The sequence below is a fragment of the Microlunatus kandeliicorticis genome, from assembly GCF_014137855.1.
Classification (GTDB): Bacteria; Actinomycetota; Actinomycetes; order Propionibacteriales; family Propionibacteriaceae; genus Microlunatus; species Microlunatus kandeliicorticis.
Genome location: NZ_JACGWT010000001.1, coordinates 154,272 through 172,587 on the forward strand (window position 1 = coordinate 154,272; position 18,316 = coordinate 172,587).

15 protein-coding genes and 1 tRNA gene are annotated in these 18,316 nt (G+C 73.3%); 10 read left to right on the forward strand and 6 right to left on the reverse strand.

The annotated features are described in order from the left end of the window. Positions 1–6: 6 nt before the first annotated feature. Positions 7–852 (reverse strand): DMT family transporter, encoded by an 846-nt coding sequence (locus FHX74_RS00785; protein WP_182558196.1) that lies wholly within the window; start codon positions 850–852, stop codon positions 7–9. Between the two features lie 192 nt (positions 853–1,044). Here FHX74_RS00785 and FHX74_RS00790 point away from each other — a divergent pair, with 192 nt between their 5' ends. Further along, entirely contained in the window at positions 1,045–1,809 is a 765-nt protein-coding gene (locus FHX74_RS00790; protein ID WP_182558197.1) for a sigma-70 family RNA polymerase sigma factor, read from the forward strand. Between the two features lie 45 nt (positions 1,810–1,854). On the opposite strand, the gene FHX74_RS00795 is transcribed toward FHX74_RS00790, so the two are convergent. The 3 genes from FHX74_RS00795 to FHX74_RS00805 form a co-directional block, all read right to left on the reverse strand. Continuing rightward, positions 1,855–2,664, reverse strand: coding sequence for an SDR family NAD(P)-dependent oxidoreductase (locus FHX74_RS00795; RefSeq protein ID WP_182558198.1), 810 nt, complete (start codon positions 2,662–2,664; stop codon positions 1,855–1,857). A gap of 11 nt (positions 2,665–2,675) precedes the next feature. Next, positions 2,676–3,230, reverse strand: coding sequence for a type 1 glutamine amidotransferase domain-containing protein (locus FHX74_RS00800; protein WP_182558199.1), 555 nt, complete (start codon positions 3,228–3,230; stop codon positions 2,676–2,678). A 205-nt stretch (positions 3,231–3,435) separates the two neighbouring features. Then, positions 3,436–3,747 carry a hypothetical protein gene (locus FHX74_RS00805; protein WP_182558200.1) on the reverse strand — a complete coding sequence of 104 codons (312 nt, stop codon included), beginning with the start codon at positions 3,745–3,747 and terminating at the stop codon, positions 3,436–3,438. A 179-nt stretch (positions 3,748–3,926) separates the two neighbouring features. Between FHX74_RS00805 and FHX74_RS00810 the strand changes: the two genes are divergently transcribed. From FHX74_RS00810 to FHX74_RS00840, 6 genes are all read left to right on the forward strand, one after another. Beyond that, positions 3,927–4,913 carry a TIGR03557 family F420-dependent LLM class oxidoreductase gene (locus tag FHX74_RS00810; RefSeq protein ID WP_182558201.1) on the forward strand — a complete coding sequence of 329 codons (987 nt, stop codon included), beginning with the start codon at positions 3,927–3,929 and terminating at the stop codon, positions 4,911–4,913. A 68-nt stretch (positions 4,914–4,981) separates the two neighbouring features. Beyond that, on the forward strand, positions 4,982–8,371 hold the full coding sequence (gene fdh / locus FHX74_RS00820) for a formate dehydrogenase (protein ID WP_328823548.1): 3,390 nt from the start codon (positions 4,982–4,984) through the stop codon (positions 8,369–8,371). Continuing rightward, on the forward strand, positions 8,368–9,327 hold the full coding sequence (locus FHX74_RS00825) for a 4Fe-4S dicluster domain-containing protein (RefSeq protein WP_182558203.1): 960 nt from the start codon (positions 8,368–8,370) through the stop codon (positions 9,325–9,327). The genes fdh and FHX74_RS00825 overlap by 4 nt, the downstream gene beginning before the upstream one ends. A gap of 97 nt (positions 9,328–9,424) precedes the next feature. After that, positions 9,425–10,558: an NrfD/PsrC family molybdoenzyme membrane anchor subunit gene (nrfD, locus tag FHX74_RS00830; protein WP_220483360.1), complete on the forward strand. Its 1,134-nt coding sequence runs from the start codon at positions 9,425–9,427 to the stop codon at positions 10,556–10,558. A gap of 50 nt (positions 10,559–10,608) precedes the next feature. Then, positions 10,609–11,694 (forward strand): spore photoproduct lyase family protein, encoded by a 1,086-nt coding sequence (locus FHX74_RS00835; RefSeq protein WP_182558204.1) that lies wholly within the window; start codon positions 10,609–10,611, stop codon positions 11,692–11,694. 58 nt (positions 11,695–11,752) lie between these two features. Continuing rightward, positions 11,753–12,640, forward strand: coding sequence for an SDR family oxidoreductase (locus tag FHX74_RS00840; protein WP_182558205.1), 888 nt, complete (start codon positions 11,753–11,755; stop codon positions 12,638–12,640). A 102-nt stretch (positions 12,641–12,742) separates the two neighbouring features. Here the strand turns inward: FHX74_RS00840 and selD are convergent, their stop codons facing one another. Next, the gene (gene selD / locus FHX74_RS00845) at positions 12,743–13,741 is read right to left on the reverse strand and encodes a selenide, water dikinase SelD (RefSeq protein ID WP_182558206.1); all 999 of its coding nucleotides are present in this window, start codon (positions 13,739–13,741) and stop codon (positions 12,743–12,745) included. Between the two features lie 56 nt (positions 13,742–13,797). Between selD and FHX74_RS00850 the strand changes: the two genes are divergently transcribed. From FHX74_RS00850 to selB, 3 genes are all read left to right on the forward strand, one after another. Beyond that, a tRNA-Sec gene (locus FHX74_RS00850) sits at positions 13,798–13,893 on the forward strand. Between the two features lie 47 nt (positions 13,894–13,940). Continuing rightward, the gene (gene selA / locus FHX74_RS00855) at positions 13,941–15,245 is read left to right on the forward strand and encodes an L-seryl-tRNA(Sec) selenium transferase (RefSeq protein ID WP_328823549.1); all 1,305 of its coding nucleotides are present in this window, start codon (positions 13,941–13,943) and stop codon (positions 15,243–15,245) included. Positions 15,246–15,247: 2 nt separating this feature from the next. Then, positions 15,248–17,038, forward strand: coding sequence for a selenocysteine-specific translation elongation factor (gene selB, locus FHX74_RS00860; RefSeq protein ID WP_182558207.1), 1,791 nt, complete (start codon positions 15,248–15,250; stop codon positions 17,036–17,038). Between the two features lie 115 nt (positions 17,039–17,153). On the opposite strand, the gene FHX74_RS00865 is transcribed toward selB, so the two are convergent. Further along, positions 17,154–18,305 (reverse strand): MalY/PatB family protein, encoded by a 1,152-nt coding sequence (locus FHX74_RS00865; RefSeq protein WP_182558208.1) that lies wholly within the window; start codon positions 18,303–18,305, stop codon positions 17,154–17,156. Between the last annotated feature and the right edge of the window lie 11 nt (positions 18,306–18,316).

Consider the following 18,316-nt stretch of genomic DNA (forward strand, 5'->3'; position numbering starts at 1 on the left):
CGTTGGTCAGTCGAGGGAGGCGAGCCGGACGATCCCCGCGATCATGATCAACAGGCCGAGTAGCTGGGTGATCACCTGGCCGGTGGAGGTGCCGATCGGTTCGGCCAGCACCACGACGCCGAACAGCAGGGCGATCAGCACCTGCGCGACGTTGAGGGTCGGTGCGCTGATCGACAGCTTGGTGGCCGAGTAGGCCCGCTGGTTCAAGATCACCGCCCAGACCCCGACGACCACCAGGGCGTACAGCGGCCAGTGCGTGAACACCCCGGACAGGCCCTCCGTGCCGAGGTTGCGCAGGCACAGCTTGAGCAGCCCGGCGACCAGCCCGAACAGCAGTCCGGCCGAGCCGCCGAGGAGCAGCCCGCGGGTGCGGTCGGCGTGGCGACCGCGACCGCGGGTCCGGGCCGCGACCACCCGCAGTCCCAGCACCCCGCTGGCCACCACCAGGGTGAGCACCAGCGCCAGGGTGGCGTGGACGTCGCGCTCACGGTCGTCGGGCCGGACGGCGAGGAACAGGGCCAGCCCGCCCCAGGTCAGCACCAGCCAGATGATCGTCCGGACCGGCGGGAAGCTCCGTTCGAGCCCGGCGCGGATGATCACCGCGAAGACGATGCCGCTGACGATGATCGGCTGCACCAGCACCAGCGCGCCCTGGCTGAGGGCGACGGCGTGCAACGCGAAGGCCAGCAGGCTGAGCAGCAACCCGAGCGTCCAGCTCGGACGCCGGACCAGCCGCTGGACGGTGCGCCGGGTGCTCCCGCGGGTGGTGGACTGGCCGACCGCCCGGTGCTGGAGCGCGGAGCCGGTGGCGAAGCTGGCCGCCGAGGCGAACGCCGCGATCACCGCGAGCACTGAGTTCAGGATCGGACCTCTCGTGAGTCGCGGCGTGGCTCGTCGCCGGTCACCGCTGCTGGCGCCGACCCTACTGGGCGTCCGCCGTCGCCCGGCGGCGCGGACCCGCCGACAGCGGTTTGGGACGACGTGGTTGGCTGGGATTCGTAGCCGAGGAACGCGCTGCTTCCGGATACCGACCGAGGGCGGCTCGTGACGGTCACGGCGAAACCCGACTCCGCGGCGTTGGACCAGCGGACGGCAACCCAGGCGGAGGACCTGCTCGCGCAGGCCTGCTGCGCCGAGCCCGGACGACGTGAGCAGCTGCTCAACGAGGTCGTGGTGCTCTATCTCCCGCTCGCCAGGCGACTGGCGATGCGCTACAGCGGACGCGGCGAGGAGTTCGACGACCTCGAACAGGTGGCGCGCGACGGACTGGTCGAGGCCAGCCGCCGCTACCAGCCTGGTCACGGGGGCTTCGTCGCCTTCGCGGTGCCGACGATCCAGGGCAAGCTCAAGCGCCACTTCCGTGACCACGGCTGGCTGGTCCGGCCGCCGCGCCAGCTCCAGGAGGTGCTGATCGGCGTCCGCCGGCAGTGGGCGCAGTCCGCGCAGGAGCTGGGTTCCGAGCCCGACGACGGGGCGCTCGCCGCGGCGGTCGGGGTCGACGCGCAGGTGGTCAAGGAGGCCCGGCAGGCGGCCGCCGGCTACCGCGGCGGCTCGCTCGACACCCCGGCGGTGGCCGGCGCCGAGTCCCGGGTCGAGACCGGCGAGGACGGCATCGACACCCGGGTGCTGATCGGCAAGGCGATCGCCCGGCTCGACGAGCCCGAGCGCCGACTGCTGAAGCTCCGCTACGTCGACGAGCTCTCGCAGGACGCGATCGCGACCGAGATCCGCACCAGCCAGATGCAGGTCTCCCGGTTGCTGGCCCGCACCCACGGCCGGCTCCGCGAGATCATCGGCGAGGTCGGCTGACGCGGGACGCCGTCCGGGGCGAACGGCGCGATCGGGTCCCCGCGATCAGATCGTCGCGACCGATCCGGCGTCCACCCGGTAGTTGGCGCCGTTGACGAAGCTGGCCCGCTCCGAGCAGAGGAAGACGATGACACTGGCGACCTCGACCGGTTCGCCCCGACGGCGGAGCTCGAGATAGGGCCGCTCCTCGTCGAGGAAGCTCTCGATCGCCTCGTCGACGTCGGTGCCGCGCTCCTCAGCCCGCTTGCTCATCATCGCGTCGGTCATCGGGGTGTGGATGAACGCCGGCGAGACGCAGTTCACCAGCAGGCCCTCCCGGGCGTAGCTCCGCGACAACCCCTTGGCCATCGCCAGCACCCCGGCCTTGGCCGCGCAGTAGGGCAGCTCGTCGTCGTAGGGCTGGACCGCGTCCTCGCTGCAGAGATAGACGATCCGGCCCCAGCCGCCGCGGCGGAGCGCGGGCAGGAAGGCGCGGGTCAGCCGCACCGGACCGAGCAGGTCGACGGTGATCGTGTCGACCCAGCCGGCGTCGTCGATCTCGTCGAAGGTGCCTTGTGCCCCGGTGATCCCGGATGCCTGCACCAGCACGTCGATGTCGCCGACCGCCGAGTGCACCCGGTCGCGCAGCGTCTCGAGCTGGGCCAGGTCGGTGACGTCGGCGGCGAACGCGTGCAGCTGCCCGTCTTCCAGGCCGTCCTCTCCCAGGCGTGCGGCGGCCTCGTCGAGCCGGTGCTGCTCGCGGTCGGTGATCACCACGGTGGCGCCCTCGGCCAGCAGCTGACGCGCGGTCTCCCACCCGATCCCCGAGTCGGCCCCGCTCACCAGCGCCGTCCGTCCGCGCAGCCCCAGGTCCATGATCGCCGCGCTCAGGCGCTCAGCGCGCTGACGATCGCGTCCGAGAACGCGTCGAGGTCGTCGGGCTTCCGGCTGGTGATCAAGGTCCAGCCGTGCGCCGGGCAGACGTAGACCTCCTGGTCGCGCCAGTCGCCGCCGGCGTTGCGGATGTCGGTCTTGAGGCTGGGCCAGCTGGTCAGGGTCTTGCCCTCGAGCACGCCGGCCTCGACCAGCGTCCAGGGGCCGTGGCAGATCGCGGCGACGACCTTGCCGGTGTCGACGAAGTCGCGGACGAACTCGACCGCGTCGTCGTCCAGCCGCAGGCTGTCGGGGTTGGTGGTGCCGCCGGGCAGCACCAGGGCGTCGTAGTCGTTGACGTCGGCGTCGGCGACCGCCAGGTCGGCCCGGAACTCGTCGCCGGGTTCGACGTCGTTGTTCATCGCCCGGATGGTGTCCTGCTCGGGGGCGAGCAGGACGACCCGCGCGCCGGCGTCGGTGAGCGCGTCACGGGGTTCGGTGAGCTCGACCTGCTCAACCCCGGAGTTGGCCATCAGGAAAGCGATCGTGCGTCCGTCGAGCGAGGGCATGGTTCTCCTCCCGGGCCGGTCGGGGCCGGCCGCAGCGGTACGGGATCCGCCGTCGGGAACTGGTCGAGCGCGACCCGCCCTGAGGCGGACGCACCGGGACGGGAGGCCGGGGCGGAGCGGGCGTCCCGCTGGTCTCGAGGACGTGCTGCGACGCTACCACCGGGCGGTGGGCCGCCGACGGCCCGCGGCCGTGCTCCGGCCTGCGTCAGCGCTTCGGCTCGGGCCGCTCGGAGTCCGGTGAGACCTCGGATCCGCCGTAGGTGGTCGAGCCGTCGTAGCGGTCGTGGTCGGCGTCGCGCCCGCGGCGCCGGAAGTCCTGCTGCTCGCTGTCGCCGATGTTGTCCTCGGCGACCCCGTCGGGGGTGTCGGGCACGCCGTCCGCGCCACCGAACGCGGTCTGCGGGTCGCTGAAGCTCGAGCCGCCCATGGAGACCTCCCCGCCCTCGTCGTCCTCCTCGCCGCGGGCGGCGAGGACGGCGGCGGGATCGTCGACACGGTGTTCGGAGCTCTCGGCCATGCCCCCGACTCTAGTCAGCGGGCACCAAGGCCCCGTCGTGACGGACGGAGGCGACGGCGCAGGTTTGACCTGCCGGGCCCCGGGGTAGGGCAGCGACGACCAGGCTCGAGCGCCCGTCCCGCGTCCGCGGTGGGTGCCCGGGCTGAAGCAGTGACGACATCTCGAGCGAAGGAGCCAGCGTGACCCGGTTCGGCTACACCCTGATGACGGAGCAGAGCGGACCGAAGGAGCTGGTCGGCTATGCGGTCGAGGCCGAGCGCCGCGGCTTCGACTTCGAGGTCTCGAGCGACCACTACTTCCCCTGGCTCTCCTCGATGGGTCACGCCCCGAACGCCTGGACGATGCTCGGTGCGGTCGCGCACGCCACGTCGCGGGTCGAGCTGATGACGTATGTGACCTGCCCGATCCGGCGCTACCACCCGGCCGTGGTCGCCCAGCAGGCCGCCACCCTGCAGATCCTCTCCGACGGGCGCTTCACCCTTGGTCTGGGCAGCGGGGAGAACCTCAACGAGCACGTGGTCGGCCAGGGCTGGCCCCCGGTCGCCCAGCGGCAGGACATGTTCGAGGAGGCCCTGACGATCATCCGCGAGCTGCTCACCGGCGAGCTGGTCACCTGGGAGGGCAAGCACTTCCGGGTCGACTCGGCCCGGCTGTGGGACCTGCCCGACGGCGGGCTGGAGCTCGCGGCCGCGGTCTCCGGGGACGCGTCGATCGAGCGGTTCGCCCCGCTGGCCGACCACCTGATCACCACCGAGCCCGAGGCCGACCTGATCGAGAAGTGGGGCACCGAGCGCCGCAAGGCGAAGCTCGACGCGCAGACCCGGACGATCGGCCAGATCCCGATCTGCTGGGACCCCGACGAGGACGCCGCGGTCGCCCGGGCCCACGACCTGTTCCGCTGGTTCGGGCTGGGCTGGTCGGTCAACGCCGATCTGCCGACGACCGCCGGGTTCGCCGGCGCCAGCCAGTTCGTCAAGCCCGAGGACGTGGCCGAGGCGATCCCGTGCGGGCCCGACCTCGACGCGATCGTCGAGGCGGTCAAGCCGTTCTGGGAGGCCGGGTTCACCGACATCGCGCTGGTCCAGATCGGCGACAGCGCCCAGCAGGCGTTTCTCGACCAGGTGGCCGAGCCGCTGCTGGAGAAGCTGCGGTCGGCGGCCCGCTGACCCGGCGTCGGGGGCGCGGCGTAGATTCCGTCCCGGACCGCAGGGTCCGGACCACGAGGAGGTGACCGGTGGCGCGGAAGACGTTGCTGGACTGGCCGGTGCTGCGTCAGCTGACCGGCCGCGACCCGCTCGGCCGCGGCGCCGCGGTGACCTCGGAACGCACCCGGAGCCTGGAGCCGCGCACCGTCCAGGCCGACACCGTGGTCAAGAGCATCTGCCCCTACTGCGCGGTCGGCTGCGGGCAGAACGTCTACGTCCGCGACGGCCGGGTCACCCAGATCGAGGGCGACCCGGACTCGCCGGTCAGCCGCGGTCGGCTCTGCCCGAAGGGCTCGGCCAGCGAGCAGCTGGTCAACTCACCGGGACGGGCCACCCGGATGCTCTACCGACGTCCGGGCGGGACCGCGTGGGAGCCGCTCGACCTCGAGCAGGCCACCGACATGATCGCCGACCGGGTGGTCGAGTCGCGGCGCCGGCACTGGCAGGACACCGACGAGCACGGCAAGCCGCTCCGCCGGACGATGGGGGTGGCCGCGCTGGGCGGCGCCACCCTGGACAACGAAGAGAACTATCTGATCAAGAAGCTCTTCACCGCGCTCGGCGCCATCCAGATCGAGAACCAAGCCCGTATTTGACACTCCGCCACGGTTCCCAGTCTGGGAGCCTCGTTCGGCCGGGGCGGTGCCACCGGCTTCCTGCAGGACCTGGCCAACAGCGACTGCATCGTCATCCAGGGCTCGAACATGGCCGAGTGCCACCCGGTCGGGTTCCAGTGGGTGATGGAGGCCAAGGCGCGCGGCGCGAAGGTGATCCACGTCGACCCGCGGTTCACCCGGACCTCGGCGGTGGCCGACACCCACGTCCCGATCCGGGCCGGCAGCGACATCGCCTTCCTCGGCGCGATCGTCAACCACATCCTGAGCAACGACCTGTACTTCGCCGACTACGTCAAGGCCTACACGAACGCCTCGCACCTGGTCGGTGAGGACTTCCGCGACGTCGACGACCTCGACGGCGTCTTCTCCGGCTACGACCCGGAGACCGGGAAGTACGACACCGACAGCTGGGCCTACGAGGGCGAGACCGAGCACGCCGCCACCACCGGGCCGACCGCGCACGCGGACGATCAGGACGGCGATGATCAGGACGGCGATGATCACGACGGCGATGATCACGCGAGCACGGCGCACGAGGGCGGGGTCAGCCCGGGCGGCGAGTCCGAGCAGTCCGAGTCGAGCCGCGGCGCGGCCCACGAGCTCGGCGGACACGGCGCCAGCGTCGAGCACCAGCAGATCCAGCGCGACGAGACGCTGCAGCACCCGCGCTGCGTGTTCCAGGTGCTCAAGCGGCACTTCGCCCGCTACACCCCCGAGCTGGTCCAGCAGGCCTGCGGCATCACCCCCGAGCAGTTCCTCGAGGTCTGCGAGGCGGTGACCGCCAACAGCGGCCGCGACCGCACCACCGCCTGGGTCTACTCGGTCGGCTGGACCCACCACACCGTGGCCATCCAGTACATCCGCACCTCGGCGATCATCCAGCTGCTGCTGGGCAACACCGGGCGTCCGGGCGGCGGGATCATGGCGCTCCGCGGTCACGCCAGCATCCAGGGCAGCACCGACATCCCGACGCTCTACAACCTGCTGCCCGGCTATCTGCCGATGCCGATGGCCGGCCAGCACGACACCCTGGCCGAGATGGCCGCCGGGATCGCCAGCTCCTCGCAGAAGGGCTACTGGGCCAACGCGCGGACCTACGTCGTCAACCTGCTCAAGGCGTGGTGGGGCGACGCGGCCACCGAGGACAACGACTTCGCCTACGACTACCTGCCGCGGCTGACCGGCGACCACGGCACCTACGCGACCGTGATGGACATGCTGGCCGACAAGATCGACGGCTACTTCCTGGTCGGTCAGAACCCGGCCGTCGGGTCGGCGCACGCGAAGATGCAACGACTGGGCCTGGCCCACCTCAAGTGGCTGGTGGTCCGTGACCTCAACCTGATCGAGTCGGCCACGTTCTGGAAGGACGCGCCGGAGATCGAGACCGGTGAGCTCCGCACCGCCGACATCGACACCGAGGTGTTCTTCTTCCCGGCGGCCAGCCACGTGGAGAAGTCCGGTTCGTTCACCCAGACCCAGCGGATGCTCCAGTGGCACCACAAGGCGGTCGATCCGCCGGGGGACTGCCAGAGCGACCTCGACTTCTTCCACCGGCTCGGCGTCAAGATCAGGGAGCGGCTGGCCGACAGCGGCGACGACCGCGACCGACCGGTGCTCGACCTGACCTGGGACTACCCGGTCGACGAGCACGGCGAGGTCAGCGCCGACGCGGTGCTGCGCGAGATCAACGGGTTCCACCTCGGCGGCGAGAAGGCCGGCCAGGCGCTCGGCAGCTACCTCGAGATGGAGGACGACGGGTCGACGGCCGGCGGCTGCTGGATCTACACCGGTGTCTACGCCGACGAGGTGAACCAGGCCGCCCGGCGCAAGCCCGGCCGTGACCAGTCCTGGGTGGCGCCGGAGTGGGGCTGGGCCTGGCCGGCCAACCGGCGGATCCTCTACAACCGCGCCTCGGCCGACCCGGACGGGAAGCCGTGGAGCGAGCGCAAGGCCTACGTCTGGTGGGACGAGGACCAGCAGAAGTGGGTCGGTCACGACGTCCCCGACTTCGAGCCGGACAAGCCGCCGAGCTACCGGCCGCCGGAGGGCGCCACCGGGATCGCCGCGCTGGCCGGGGACGACCCGTTCATCATGCAGGCCGACGGGAAGGGCTGGCTGTACGCGCCGTCGGGGCTGCTCGACGGGCCGATGCCCAGCCACTACGAGCCGCAGGAGAGCCCGGTGGCCAACCCGGTCTACCGGCAGCAGTCCAACCCGACCCGCGAGGTGTTCCCGCGCGAGGACAACCTGCAGAACCCGTCGGGCGACGAGCCGGGAGCCGAGGTCTACCCCTACGTGTTCACCACCTACCGGCTCACCGAGCACCACACCGCGGGCGGGATGAGCCGCTGGCAGCCGTACCTGGCCGAGCTCCAGCCGGAGTTCTTCTGCGAGGTGTCGCCGGAGCTGGCCCGCGAGCGCGGACTCGAGCACCTCGGCTGGGCCACCATCGTCAGCGCCCGGACCGCGATCGAGGCCCGGGTGATGGTCACCGACCGGGTGGTGCCGCTGCGGATGGGGGACCGGGTGGTGCACCAGATCGGGTTGCCCTACCACTGGGGGGTCGGGAACGAGGCACTGGTCAGCGGCGACTCGGCGAACGACCTGTTCGGCGTCACCCTCGACCCCAACGTCCACATCCAGGAGAGCAAGGTGGCCTCCTGCGACATCCGGGCCGGCCGCCGTCCGCGCGGCCCGGCGCTGCTCGACTTCGTCGCCGACTACCGGCGGCGAGCCGGGATCACCACCGAGACCGGCAACCAGCGCCGGACCCCGGGCACCGAGGGAGCCACGTCATGAGCCTCGCCGACACCGGCCCCGGGACCGGGCTGCCGGGCTTCCGGGCCGGAGCCGAGGGCCCGGCTGCCGACGCCGGCTGGACCGACCGGCCGGCGCGCAAGGGGTTCTTCACCGACACCTCGATCTGCATCGGCTGCAAGGCGTGCGAGGTCGCCTGCAAGGAGTGGAACGGCGTCCCGCAGGACGGGCTGTTCGAGCTGCTCGGCAGCTCCTACGACAACACCGGCGCGCTCGGTGCGAGCACCTGGCGGCACGTCGCGTTCGTCGAGCAGCGCAAGCCGCTCGGCGGCCAGCGCACCGGCGTGACCGACCTCGGGATGCCGGCCTTCGACAAGCCCGGTGCGGTCGCCGACCCGGACGAACGCACCGATTTCCGCTGGCTGATGAGCTCGGACGTCTGCAAGCACTGCACTAACGCCGCCTGTCTGGACGTCTGCCCCACCGGTGCGCTGTTCCGGACCGAGTTCGGCACCGTGGTGGTCCAGCCGGACGTCTGCAACGGCTGCGGCTACTGCGTCCCCGCCTGCCCGTACGGGGTGATCGAGCGTCGCGAGGGCGACGCCGCGCACGTGCCGAACGTCGGTGTCGCGCAGAAGTGCACCCTCTGCTACGACCGGCTGCGGGAGGACCAGACCCCGGCCTGCGCCAAGGCCTGCCCGACCGAGTCGATCCAGTTCGGCGACCTCGACGAGCTCCGCCAGCGTGCCGACCGCCGGGTCGCCGCGCTGCACGAGCAGGGGGTGATGGACGCCCGGCTGTACGGCAACGACCCCGACGACGGCGTCGGCGGCGCGGGCGCGTTCTTCCTGCTGCTCGACGAACCCGAGACCTACGGTCTGCCGCCCGACCCGGTGGTCACCACCGCCGACCTGCCGAGCATGTGGCGCCGGGCGGGCTTGGCCGCCGCCGGGCTGCTCGCCGCGGCCGCCGTCGCCTTCGTCGGGAGGTCGCGGTGACCCACACCCTCCGTGCCCTGAGCCGCCCTTCCCGTGCCCTGAGCCGCCCTTCCCGTGCCCTGAGCCCGTCGAAGGGCCGGCTCCGAGGAGCGAGCGCGTGAGCACCCCGAACCCGCCGGGCGGCCCGACCACCCCGAACCCCACCGGCCGCGACGACGCCCGGAACCCGACGGCCGGACGCGAGGGCGTCCCCGGCTCGCAGGGACCGGGCCCGCGAACCGGCGAGGGCAGAAGCGGCGGCCGGCGACGCGGACGCGGCGGGCGGGGCGAGCAGGCCGTGGTCCCGGACGCCACCTTCACCTCCTACTACGGACGCCCGGTGGTCAAGGCCTCGCCGTGGGAGGCCGACATCCCGGCCTACCTGTTCCTGGGCGGGGTGGCCGCCGGGTCGTCGCTGCTCGCCGCCGGGGGTGACCTGACCGGACGGCCCGCGGTGCGCCGGGCCGGGCGGATCGCCGCCCTCGGCGCGCTCGCCGTCAGCTTCGCCGCGCTGGTGCACGACCTGGGCAAGCCGGTCCGCTTCGTCAACATGCTGCGGGTGATCAAGCCGACCTCGCCGATGTCGGTCGGCACCTGGATCCTCTCCGCCTACGCCCCCGGCACCGCGCTCGCCGGTGCGGCCGAGGTGGCCGCCCTGCTGCCGTGGAGCTTCGGGTGGCCCGGCCGGCTGCTCCGGGCGTCCGCGCGTCCGGGTGGGATCGCCGCCGCCGTGATCGCCCCGGGGGTCGCCTCGTACACGGCGGTGCTGCTCACCGACACCGCGACCCCGGCCTGGCACAGCGCCTACCGCGAGCTGCCGTTCGTCTTCGTCGGATCGGCCGCCGCCGCGGCCGGGGGCCTGTCGATGATCACCGCGCCGACCGCCCAGGCCGGGCCGGCGCGTCGGCTCGCGCTGGCCGGTGCCGCCACCGAGCTGACCGCCGAGACGATCATGGAACGCTCGATGGGACTGTCGGAGGAGACGCTCCGGACCGGGACCGCCGGCACCCTGATGCGGATCAGCAAGCTCAGCACGGCGCTCGGCGCGGCCGGCACCCTGCTCGCCGGGCGCAGCCGGGTGGCCGCCGTGCTCTCCGGGCTGGCGCTGCTCACCGGCTCGGTGTGCACCCGGTTCGGGATCTTCCACGCCGGTCAGGCCTCGGCCCGGGACCCGAAGTACACCGTGGTCCCGCAGCGGGAACGGCTCGACGAGCGCGACGGACGTCCGGCGCAGGATCCCGCCGGCTCCTGACCGCCGCTCGGGACCCGGAACTGTCAGACCCGACGGGCAGAGTGGGGACGATGCCTGACACGGAAACCGACCGCTCCACCCGACCGCTGCTCGACATCGGCCGGATCTACGCCGAGCCCGAGGCTGCCGCGTCCCCGCGCGGTCGGCAGGTGCTCGACCGCTGGCCCGACGCCGAGGTCGTCGAGGTGCCCAGCCACTGGCAGATCCCCGAGCTCCACGGCAACGAGGCGAACGTCGCGCGCTGGGTGCGGATCAAACGCGAGGCGCTGGTCCTCGGCGTGAAGAAGTCGCTGAGCGCCCGGCCCAACGGGCGTTCGACCGACTTCATCGCCCCGTCGACCTCCAACGGGTGCGCGATGGCCTGCGCCTACTGCTACGTCCCGCGGCGTAAGGGCTACAGCAACCCGATCACCGTCTTCACCAACATCGACAAGATCACCGGCTATCTCTCCCGGCACGCGCGGCGCCAGGGTCCCAAGCCGCAGCCCAACCAGTGCGACCCGGTCGACTGGGTCTACGACCTCGGCGAGAACAGCGACTGCAGCGTCGACGCGCTGGTCAGCGACAACGTCGCCGACCTGGTCGCCACCTTCCGCGGGCTGCCCAACGCCAAGGCCTCGTTCGCCACCAAGTACGTCAACCGGGAGCTGCTCGACCTCGACCCCCAGGGCCGCACCCGGGTGCGGTTCTCGCTGATGCCGGCCGCCCAGGCCATGCTGCTCGACATCCGCACCTCGCCGATCGTGGCGCGGCTGGCCGCGATGGACGACTTCGTGGCCGCCGGGTACGAAGTGCAGGTCAACTTCTCCCCGGTGGTGGTGGTCGACGGCTGGCTGGAGGCCTGGGCCGAGCTGCTCGGGCAGCTCGACGACGCCACCTCGGCGGCGACCAAGGCCCAGCTGGCCTGCGAGGTGATCTTCCTGACCCACAACGACCGGTTGCACGAGGTCAACCTCGGCTGGCACCCGCAGGCCGAGCAGGTGCTCTGGCGCCCCGAGCTGCAGGAGCCCAAGCGGTCCGAGAACGGGATGATCAACGTCCGCTACCGGTGGCGGGAGAAGCAGCGCTATCTCGAGCAGTTCCTCGGGCTGCTGGCCGACCGGGCACCCTGGTGCCCGGTCCGTTACGCCTTCTGAGCGCCGCTCGGCCGGCCGGCGTTGGTTGGCGGCCCGCCGGTCCGGGTACCCCGGCGGCATGAGCGAGCGCCCCGAGGACCCGACCGAACGCTTCGACCAGCCCGAGAACACCGGTGACCAGATCCCGCACCCCGGGCTGACCGGCGAGATGGACGACCAGCCCGACCACGGCGAGGACAGCTACGTCGGTCACGAGCGGCTGGTCGGCAAGCGGGCGGTGATCACCGGGGGTGACTCGGGCATCGGTCGCGCCGTCGCCATCGCCTTCGCCCGCGAGGGCGCCGACGTGGTGATCAGCTATCTGCCCGAGGAGGAGCCCGACGGCGCCGAGACCGCCCGGCTGATCGAGGCCGCCGGCCGCAAGGCGGTGCGCTGCCCCGGGGACATCCGCACCGAGGAGGCCTGCCAGCAGCTGATCGACACCGCGGTCTCCGAGCTCGGCGGCCTCGACATCCTGGTCAACAACGCGGCCTTCCAGATGGCGCAGCCCGGCGGCATCGCGGACATCACCACCGAGCAGTTCGACCGGGTGATGAAGACCAACCTCTATGCGATGTTCTGGCTGTGCAAGCAGGCGTTGCCGCACCTCGGGGCCGGCTCGTCGATCATCAACACCGCCTCGGTCCAGGCCGTCGACCCGTCGCCGCACCTGCTCGACTACGCCACCACCAAGGCCGGGATCCACAACTTCACCCGCGGGCTGGCCGCCGAGCTGGCCGAGCAGGGCGTCCGGGTGAACGCGGTGGCGCCCGGCCCGATCTGGACCCCGCTGATCCCGGCGACGATGCCGACCGACACCGCCGAGGGACACGGCGAGTCCGCGCCGATGGGGCGCGCCGGTCAACCGGCTGAGCTGGCGCCGGCCTACGTGTTCTTCGCCTCGACCGACTCGAGCTACATCACCGGCGAGATGCTCGGCGTCGCGGGCGGCAAACCGGTCTCCTGACCCGACGGCACGTCGGAGGGATCTGACCGCTCGTCGCGTCCGGGGCACCCGCCCCCGCGTGGCCCGGGGCCCGAGGTGCGATCGAGCGGTCGGATCCTGCCGTCAGCTCACGACCAGGGCGTGCTCGCCGGCCGGGACGGTCTCGCCGATCACCGGGTAGCCCGGCACCTCGCCGACCACCAGCAGCCCGCCGGAGGTCTGCGCGTCGGCGAGCAGCAGCAGCTCGTCCTCGTCGACCGTCGCCTCGAGGTGCGGGCGCACCCAGTCGAGGTTGCGCCGGGTGCCGCCGCTGACGAACCCGTCGGCCAGGGCCTGCCGTGCGTCGTCGAGGTAGGGCACGGCCGCGGCGTCGATCCGGAGCGTGAGGCCCGAGGCCCGGGCCAGTTTGTAGCCGTGGCCGAGCAGCCCGAACCCGGTGACGTCGGTGGCCGCGACCGCACCGGCGGCCAGCGCCGCGGTCGAGGCGTCGGCGTTGAGGGTGGTCATCGAGGCGATCGCCTGGGCGAAGACCTGACCGGTCGCCTTGTGCCGGTTGTTGAGCACGCCGACCCCGAGCGGCTTGGTCAGGGTGAGCGGCAGCCCGGATCGGCCGGCGTCGTTGCGGAGCAGCCGGTCGACGGCGACGATCCCGGTGATCGCCATCCCGTACTTGGGCTCGGGGTCGTCGATGCTCTGGCCGCCGGCCAGGTGCACCCGCGCCTCGCGGGCGATGTCCGCGCCGCCGCGGAGCACCTCGGCGAGCAGCTCGGTCGGCAGCCGGTCACGCGGCCAGCCGACCAGGTTGAGCGCGACCAGCGGGGTGCCGCCCATCGCGTAGACGTCGGAGAGCGCGTTCGCGGCGGCGATCCGGCCGAAGTCGTAGGCGTCGTCGACCACCGCGGTGAAGAAGTCGGTGGTCGCCACCATCGCGCGTTCCGGGTCGCCGGGGATCCGGACCACCGCGGCGTCGTCACCGGTGTCGAGCCCGACCACCAGGGCGTCGTCGGTCCACGGGGTGAACCCCGCCACCGCCTGCTCGAGCTCGCCCGGCGGGATCTTGCACGCGCACCCGCCGCCGTGGGCGTACTGGGTCAGCCGGTAGCTCTCGCGCGTGGTGGTCACCTCCCCACCCTAGGGAGCGGGTCCGCGGGGAGGAGTGGGTAGGTTGGCGCCGGCGCGGAGGCGTATAGGTGCCTGGTGGCCCTCCCGGTCTTCAACACCGGCGGAGCCGAGGATCTCGGCTCGGCGGGTTCGATTCCCGTCCGCCTCCGCCACACTGTCGTGTGTTCGCTCGCGGAGCGCCGGAACTAGGCTGCCGGGAGTGAACGCCGATCCGCGCCGACGGGTGCCGCGCACCGACGCGGTGCTGGCCGACCCGCGGCTCCGCGACGCGGCGACCCGGCTCGACCCGGCGGCGGTCAAGGACGCGGTCCGTGCCGCGCAGCAGCAGGCCCGCGACGGTGCGATCGCCCCCGAGGCGGTCGCCGATCACGCGGTCGCCGCGCTGCCCCGGCCGTCGAGCACCCGCGCGGTGATCAACGCGACCGGCGTGGTGCTGCACACCAACCTGGGCCGAGCCCCGCTGTCGCCGGCGGCGGTCGAGGCGATGATCACCGCGTCCGGGTCGACCGACGTGGAGTTCGACCTGACCACCGGGCAACGCGCCCGTCGCGGTCGGGGAGCGCTCGCGGCCCTGGCCGCAGCGGTCCCGGCCGCCGAGGAGGTCGCGGTGGTCAACAACGGCGCTGCCGCGCTGCTGCTGGCCACCACCACGCTGGCCGCCGGACGCGAGGTGATCATCAGCCGGGGCGAGCTGGTGGAGATCGGTGACGGTTTCCGGCTCCCCGACCTGATCACCTCGGCCGGCGCGCGTTTGCGCGAGGTCGGCACCACCAACCGCACCACGTTCGCCGACTACGCCGACGCCATCGGTCCGGAGACCGCCGCGATGCTCAAGATCCACCCGAGCAACTTCGTGATCACCGGGTTCACCGCCGGGGTCGGGGTGGCCGACCTGGCCCGGCTCGGCCCGCCGGTGATCACCGACATCGGCAGCGGGCTGCTCGCTCCGGATCCGCTGCTGCCGGACGAACCCGACGCCGACACCGCGCTGCGGGCCGGGGCCGCGGTGATCACCGCGAGCGGGGACAAGCTGCTCGGTGGCCCGCAGGCCGGGCTGCTGCTCGGCCGGGCCGAGGTGGTCGACCGGCTGCGCCGGCACCCGATGGCCCGCGCGCTCCGGGTCGACAAGCTCACGCTGGCCGCGCTCGAGGCGACCCTGCGCGGCCCGCTCACCCCCACCTGGGCCGCGCTGCGGGCCGACGCCGCGCTGCTGCGCACCCGCGCCGAGGCGGTGGTGGCGGCGGTCGGGGCCGACGCCGTCGTGGTGCCCTCGGACGGCGTGGTCGGCGGCGGTGGCGCTCCGGGGCTCACGCTGCCCGGCTGGGCGGTCGCGCTGCCCGAGGACCACGCGGTCGCGCTGCGCACCGGTGAGCCGCCGGTGGTCGGCCGGGTCGAACGCGGTCGTTGCCTGCTCGACCTGCGCTGCGTGCCGCCGGAGCGGGACGCCGAGCTGATCGCCGCCGTCCGGGCGGCCGGCGTGGCCACCGGCACCGACCGGGACTGACCGTGCACGTCGTCGCCACCGCCGGCCACGTCGACCACGGCAAGTCGACGCTGGTCCGCGCCCTGACCGGGATGGAGCCCGACCGGTTCGCCGAGGAGCGCCGCCGCGGGATGACCATCGACCTCGGCTACGCCTGGACCCGGCTCCCGGACGGCGCCGCCGAGGACCCGGTGCTCGCCTTCGTCGACGTCCCCGGGCACGAGCGGTTCATCGGGACGATGCTCGCCGGGCTCGGGCCGGCCCCCGCGGTGCTGTTCGTGGTCGCCGCGGACGAGGGCTGGCGGCGGCAGTCGGCCGAGCACCTCGCCGCCGTCGACGCGCTCGGCCTCCGGCACGGGCTGCTGGTGGTCACCCGCGCCGACCTCGCCGACCCCGCGGCGGCGACCGGGCAGGCGCTGGCCGAGCTGGCCCGGTCGACTCTGGGGGCCGTGCCGACGGTCGCCGTCTCCGCGGCCACCGGCGACGGGCTCGACGCGCTCCGGCGCGCGCTGGGCGGACTGGTGGCCACGCTGCCCGCGGCGGACCCGACGGCGCCGGTCCGGCTGTGGGTCGACCGGTCGTTCAGCATCCGCGGCGCCGGCACGGTGGTCACCGGGACGCTGGGGGCGGGGACGCTGACCGTCGGCGACGAGCTCCGGCTCGGCGACCGGACCGTCCGGGTCCGCGGCCTGCAGACCCTCGGCTCCGACACCGACCGGGTCGCCGCGGTCGCCCGGGTCGCGGTCAACCTCCGCGGGGTCGAGGTGGCCGAGGTCGGACGCGGCGACGCGCTCCTCACCCCGGACGCCTGGTGGAACAGCGACGTCGTCGACGCGGTGCTCGGCACCGCTCCCGACGAGCTGCCGGCCGAGCTGACCGCCCATCTCGGGACGGCGTCGGTCCCGGTGCGGCTGCGGCCGCTCGGCGGCAGGGTCGTCCGGCTGGCGTTCGGACAGGACGACCGCCGCCCGCGGCTCCCGGTCCGGGCCGGCGACCGGCTGGTGCTGCGTGATCCGGGACGTCGGACGGTGGCCACCGGGGCCACGGTGCTCGACCCCGACCCGCCCGCGCTGACCCGCCGGGGGAGTGCGCGGGCCCGGGCGGCGGCGCTGGGGGTCGCTGACCAGACAGCGCAGGTCCTCGACCAGATCCGCCGTCGCGGCGCGGTGACCGGGGCGGCGCTGACCGTCCGCGGGTACACCGTCCCGGACCGGCTCGACGGCGTCCGCCGGGTGGGCGACTGGCTGGTCAGCGGCGAATGCTGGCAGGCCTGGGTGGAGGGTCTGCGGTCGGCGGTGGCCGAGGCCGCGGCGGCCGACCCGCTCGACCCGCGTGTCCCGGTCGAGGCGGCCCGTCGGCGGCTCGACGTCCCCGATGCCGGTCTGCTCGACGCGGTGATCACCGGCGCCGGGTTGACCGCCGTCGACGGCCGGGTCACCGATCCGTCGCGGACGACCGGTCTCGGCGCGGCCGAGCCCGGGCTCCGCGCGCTCGAGGCCGCGCTCGCGGAGGCCCCGTTCGTCGCGCCGGAGCACGATCAGCTGGCCGGCTGGGGGTTGGGTCCGCGGGAGCTCGCCGCCGCCGAGCGGCTCGGTCGGGTGGTCCGGCTGACCCCCGAGCTGGTGCTGCTGCCCACCGGCCCGGCGCTGGCCATGCGGACCCTGGCGACCCTGCCGCAGCCGTTCACCGCCAGTGAGGCGCGGCGCGCGCTCGACACCACCCGGCGGACGGTGATCCCCCTGCTCGAGCACCTCGACCGGCGCGGGTGGACCGTCCGGGTCGACGACCAGCGCCGCCGGGTGCGTGGCCGGTGAGACCGTCAGGCGTGAGGTCGGCGCTTCGACAGGCTCAGCGTGCTGGGTAGGGGTGGGCTCGGCGCTTCGACAGGCTCAGCGCGCTGGTGAGGGGTGGGCTCCGCGTGCGGGGTCCTCAGCGGGAGCGGTAACCGGCGGCGAGCTGCCGGACGGCCTGCTCGAGGATCGGGCGCGGGGTGGCGAAGATCATCCGGACGAATCCCGGGGAGCCGCAGGCGGCACCGTCGGTGAGCGCGACTCCGGCGCGCTCGCGGAAGAAGGTCGCGGGGTCGTCGAGGCCGAGCGCGCGGCAGTCGAGCCACCCAATGTAGGTGCCCTCGGGCGGGGTGTAGCCGACCTCGGGCAGGTGCTCGGCCAGCAGCGCGGCGAGGGCCGTCCGGTTCCCGTCCAGGTAGCTCAGCACCTCCTCCAGCCAGCCGCGGCCCTCGCGGTAGGCCACGGTGTTGGCGATCACGCCGAGGTTGGCCGCACCGTGCTCGGCCAGGAAGCCGACCTGCTCCCAGACCGCGGCGTCGGCGTCGTTGCTCAGCACCAGCTGCGCGCACTTGAGACCGGGCAGGTTCCAGGCTTTGGACGCCGAGGTCGCGGTGATCGTGTGCGCGGCGGTCACGTCGCTGAGCGAGGCGTACGGCACGTGCCGGTGCCCGGGGTGGACCAGCGGCGCGTGGATCTCGTCGGCGAACACCCGGCCGCCGTGCCGCTCGACCACCGCGGCGACGGCCTCGAGCTCGTCGGTCCGGAACACCCGGCCGGCCGGGTTGTACGGGTTGCACAGCACCAGCAGGTGACCGCCCTCGGTGAACGCGGCGTCGATCGCGTCGAGGTCGAACCGGTACTCGCCGTCCACCCGGGCCAGCGGCACCTCGAGGATCTCGCGGCCGAGCGATCCCGGTACCTGCAGGAACGGCATGTACGCGGGCACCGGCACGATCACCTTCGACCCGGGCCGCGAGTAGTGCTCGATCGCCACCTCGAGGCCCTTGATCACGTCGGGCAGCGGCCGGATCCGCTCCGCCGGCACCGACCAGCCGTAGGAGGTCGCGATCCAGTCGGCGCAGGCCGTCCCGAGCTCGTCGGCCAGCGCCGCCGGCAGGTAGCCGAACGCCCCGGCGTCGACCGCGGCGTGCAGCGCCTCGGTGATCACCGGCGCGGTGCCGAAGTCCATCTCGGCGATGAACGCCCCGATCGCGTCCGGATAGAGGCTCCACTTCACGCTGCCGTGGCCGCGGAGCTGGTCGAGGTCGATCGCGTCGAAGAGAACGGACACGCCAGGAGCCT